Origin of the sequence: Planktothrix paucivesiculata PCC 9631, from assembly GCF_900009265.2 — a bacterium.
GTDB classification, from domain to species: domain Bacteria; phylum Cyanobacteriota; class Cyanobacteriia; order Cyanobacteriales; family Microcoleaceae; genus Planktothrix; species Planktothrix paucivesiculata.
Map to the genome: position 1 here is coordinate 1 of NZ_LR735005.1, position 4,023 is coordinate 4,023.

2 protein-coding genes are annotated in these 4,023 nt (G+C 41.2%); one reads left to right on the forward strand and one right to left on the reverse strand.

All coding sequences use genetic code 11. The features are described 5' to 3' along the window. Positions 1–163: 163 nt before the first annotated feature. Positions 164–1,291: a histidinol-phosphate transaminase gene (locus tag PL9631_RS06980; protein WP_083616248.1), complete on the forward strand. Its 1,128-nt coding sequence runs from the start codon at positions 164–166 to the stop codon at positions 1,289–1,291. Between the two features lie 73 nt (positions 1,292–1,364). Here the strand turns inward: PL9631_RS06980 and PL9631_RS06985 are convergent, their stop codons facing one another. Next, positions 1,365–3,287 carry an NB-ARC domain-containing protein gene (locus tag PL9631_RS06985; protein ID WP_083618424.1) on the reverse strand — a complete coding sequence of 641 codons (1,923 nt, stop codon included), beginning with the start codon at positions 3,285–3,287 and terminating at the stop codon, positions 1,365–1,367. Between the last annotated feature and the right edge of the window lie 736 nt (positions 3,288–4,023).

Below are 4,023 nucleotides of genomic sequence, written 5' to 3' on the forward strand. Positions count from 1 at the left end.
TACGCAAAACAACCATATCTAGTAGGGGCGAACGGCCGTTCGCCCCTACAGATGGTGTATAATTGGGTATTCTGTGTAAGTCCTATTAGACTCAATTTCCGCATCAATTAAGGGATAATAGATTCTATCTAAACTTAAAAAAAATTACAATTACCTCAACGCCATGCTGTCTTTTCTTCGCAACGATCTTAACCAAATTCGGGCCTATGCTCCTCACCCGGGAGGCAATTCTGGAAGTCCGATCGAGACTCAGATATTAGACCGTTTAGATACGAATGAATGTCCCTATGATTTACCGGAGGAGTTAAAACAAAAGCTGGCTTGGACGTATGAACATGAAATTGAAACTAATCGTTATCCCGATGGCAGTCATTTTCCCTTAAAAATTGCGATCGCTAATTATATTAATGAGATTATTTCTAATTCTGAAGCCCTTGTTAATCCTGAGCAAATTTCCGTGGGTAATGGGTCGGATGAGTTAATTCGATCGCTCTTAATTGCCACTTGTTTAGGGGGAGAAGGTTCGATTTTAGTGGCTAATCCCACCTTCTCCATGTATGGAATTATTGCTCAAACGTTAGGCATTCCAGTTGTTAGTATAGAACGGGATAAAGATACCTTTGAAATGGATTTAAAGGTAGCTCAAACAGCTATTGAAACGACAGAAAACCCTACCATTCGAGTTGTGTTTGTTGTCCATCCTAATTCCCCAACGGCGAATGCTTTAACGCCAAAGGAATTAGACTGGTTGCGTTGTTTACCTGAACAAATTTTAGTCGTTATTGATGAAGCCTATTTTGAGTTTAGTCAAACCAGCGTTATAGAGGAGTTAAAAAATCATCCCAATTGGGTGATTTTACGCACATTTTCTAAGGCATTTCGGTTGGCTTCCCTGCGGGCTGGATATGCGATCGCCCATCCTGAATTAATCACCGCTTTAGAAAAAGTTCGGCTTCCCTATAACCTTCCCAGTTTCACACAAACCGCCGCTTTATTAGCCTTAAACAACCGTCAAGAGTTACTGACGGTTATCCCTGAAATTTTAGCCGAACGGACTCGTTTAATTAAGGCCTTATCTGAGCATAAAAAACTCAAAATTTGGCGAAGTGATGCTAATTTTATTTATATTAGACTCACCGATGAACAAAATTCCGATCAAGCCTTAAATCAGATCATGCAGCAATTAAAAACCAAAGGAACATTAGTGCGTCACACCGGAGGAGGGCTGCGAATTACCGTGGGTCGTCCCGACGAAAATCAACGCACCATTGAACGATTGTTTTCCCTCTAGTCTAGGACGCGAAGCAAAGCCTCCATGATTGATTTCCCCCGTCGGGGAACTCGATTTAGGAGGCTTTCAGGAGTTATTTAGGTAAGCGTTGGCGAGCGGTCATGCGCCAAGCCAGTAATTCGGGTAAACGCCAGGTAACACCATTAGATTTTTGATCTAATTCGTCCTGTTCCAAAGCTGTTTTCCAAAATGCTAAGGCTTGTTTATGACGGTTTTGGGCTTCCAAAACTTGAGCTAAAATATAGTAAGCCACCACATTAGATTCTTTTAATTCTAAGGATTGACGTAACTCAACTTCAGCCTGTTTCGGATTATTTTCTAGGAAATAAGCCCACCCTAAATTTTTATATAAAGCGGCTCGAATTCCTTTATCCTTAACCTGTCCCAAGGTGTTTTCTAGTTTATCAATGGCTTCCTCGGTTTTGCCATCTAAAATTTCTAATCGGGCTAAATTATTAACCGCCGCCTGGGCTGCTCGGTTATTATCCACATCAACTAGAATTTGATAATGTTTTCTCGCTTCTTCAAACTGATCCAGCTTTTCATAGGTTGAGCCTAAATTATAATGACCCGCACTTAAAGACCCATGATAGCGAATGGCTTGCAATAAATTGGTTTTAGCCGATTGAAATTCCCCTTCTAAATAGTTTTTATAACCCAGTTCATTAAAGGATTTACCCATTAACTGATACCAGATTTCTTTTCGGAAATGACTATTAACCGTATAGGCGATAGCCGAGGTGGAAGTGTTGGTTTCTAAAAGTGCTCGCTCGACTAAAAAGTCCAGGGAAGTCTGCACTTCGGTTTCCGTTTCCGACAGGATCAAATCCGTTGCCAACTCACTCAAGGTAGCTGATTTTTGATTCACGGCTAACCAACAAACCAGACGAATTTCTAGCTCCGACAATTCCTCATCCGAACGCAGAGCTTGACGCACCAGTTCTTCAATTACTAAGGTATTTTGCTTGATCAGTTTCGTCAAATTTCTAATCGTGAAATCAGGAATCTTCGCGGCCCATAATTTTAAAATCAAGGGATTACCACCACATAAATGAATCAATTCCGAGAGGAATTTGCCATCTAAATAGAAGGTTTCTTGACCTGATAAAACCATTTGTTGAGCATCTTGTTCCGATAACCCAGTTAATTCTAAAGACGGTTTAGACGCAAACTGTTTCCAGGACTCAGGAAATTCCCAACCGATTAATAAAACACTACTGCGATGGGACGATTCACTAATCTGTTGGAATAAAGATTCATAACTTTTGAACGCCGCATCTTTACTTCCCAGTTGAGAGATATATTCTGTCTCATCAATCACCAACAAATACCGAGAATCCGATAAGCTTTTTAACAATTGGGCGATCTGTTCCGAATCATCCCAATCTAAAGGAGCCTGAGAATGTGCCGGAAAAGCGGAGGCGATAAACTCACTCGGTGAGGGTTTGTCTCGGAGCGATCGCCAAATCACTTGGTCAAAATCCGGGGCAATTTCCTGGACTAATTTTACCCCCAGGGTGGTTTTCCCAATCCCTCCCATACCCTCCAACATCATCAGGTGAGCGCGTTCGGTGACTAATCCTTGTTTTAAGTTGGCTAGGGCTTCCGAACGGCCATAAAAAGCTCCCAATTTGGGCGCGCTTCCCCAATCAATGACCACATTACTACTGAAACCTTGGGGATCAAGGCCACTCAAAGACCGCTTTTTGCGACCGGATTGACCATTAATTTGGCCGCCGTGATTATTACCGTCAGCTTGATATTCTGAGAGTAATTTTTGCTGAAGTTTGGCTAACTTTCCGGGGCCTGCACCACTAATGTTTAATTTCCTATACACCTCGCCCAAACGCTTTTGCAAAGCATCCTTGCGAACGCCTAATTGCTTGGAAATCGCGGTCATCGGTTCTCCTTGGATTGCCCGCGCCATGACTTCGAGTTCATTGTCGGAAATTCCAACTCTCAGCGCTACAGTCTTTAAAAATTCTCTGGGTACCATATCAAATTTAACCTAATCAATTAAGCGTGAATTCAAGATTGATGCTAAATTCTACTTCTGTCAATAGGTGTTAATTTCTATCGATTTCTATTTCAGAACTAAGGATCAATCCTATGTGATATTGGGCGAAGGGACAACACAGCTATAACTATTTTCAGTTATCAATCTGAGCCGCTGCCACTCCTGCAAAAACCGCTAAGTTTTAGCTTGAGCAATTAGTCCAAAAAACTAAAAAACTCTAATTTTTGATTTTATCATACCTTCTCGGTTTTATGAGCTAATTTTCACAATTTTGGTTTTTCTGCTCCTACTGCTGAAAACTCGGTTGACACCGAATTCGCTTTTGCTCTGGGAAGACCCTACCCAGACCAATTTTAGGTCTAGTAGGGAGAACAGTCATAGGGTGAAAACTAGAACTTGGGATCGTTTTGCGGATAATCGTTTGTAATCGGATAGCTACTGCTAGGTTAAAAGTGAATGACCTTAACCATCTTAAATTATAGAGTTGGGCAAATTTTCGACCGTATAGTTGAGTAAACTTTTAGCAAAAGATCCGATTAGACAATAGACCCAAATTAAAATTTATTGATCTAGGATTAAACCTCAAAATCAATGTGATTAATTATATTAACTGCGCGCTAGGGAACAGGGAACAGGAAACAGGGAACAGGGAACAGTAAGCAGTGAAAGGGTTTCAGAACTCAAAAGTGTCCTAACTGTAATGCGTAGCGCTATA